The sequence below is a fragment of the Kitasatospora purpeofusca genome (genome assembly GCF_000718025.1).
Lineage (GTDB): Bacteria > Actinomycetota > Actinomycetes > Streptomycetales > Streptomycetaceae > Kitasatospora > Kitasatospora purpeofusca.
In genome coordinates this window covers 1-553 of record NZ_JODS01000093.1, presented here as the reverse complement: position 1 = coordinate 553, position 553 = coordinate 1, and the positions used below count along the sequence as shown (strand labels likewise).

The following is a 553-nucleotide window of genomic DNA, read 5'->3' as shown; positions in this document are numbered from 1 at the left end:
GTCGGCCTGGTGGGTGGATCAGGTGTCGGCGGCGGGTTGCTGTCCGGCGTCGCGGCGGAGTTGTTCGTTGATGCGCAGGGCTTCTTCGAGTTGGTCTTCGAGGATGATGATGCGGCAGGCGGCGTCGATGGGGGTGCCCTGGTCGACGAGGTCGCGGGCGCGCATGGCGATCCGTAGTTGGTAGCGGGAGAAGCGGCGGTGTCCGCCGTCGGAGCGCAGGGGTGTGATGAGTCCCTGGTCGCCGAGGGCGCGCAGGAAGCCGGGGGTGGTGCCGGTCATCTCGGCGGCGCGGCCCATGGTGTAGGCGGGGTAGTCGTCGTCGTCGAGGGAGTCGGGGGTGTGCGGTCGGATGGTTGCCGTGGTCACTGCACCTCTTCTTGTTGTCGTGTCGGGGACGCGCTGAGGGGCCCCGGGGCCGTAGCGGCTCCCGGGGCCCCGAAGGGTTTTACACCATCTACCGGCTCTGTGGCCGGGTTTCTTCTGTCCGCACGGCCCCGGGGGAGGGGGAGTGCGGGGATCGCGTATGCGTGACCGGAAACCACCGTCCTTGCGT

General features: G+C 69.3%; 1 protein-coding gene. It reads right to left on the bottom strand.

Features of this window, described 5'->3' with window-relative positions:
* Positions 1–18: 18 nt before the first annotated feature.
* Positions 19–297: a helix-turn-helix domain-containing protein gene (locus tag IF01_RS0140860; protein WP_094745765.1), complete on the bottom strand. Its 279-nt coding sequence runs from the start codon at positions 295–297 to the stop codon at positions 19–21.
* Positions 298–553 lie beyond the last annotated feature (256 nt).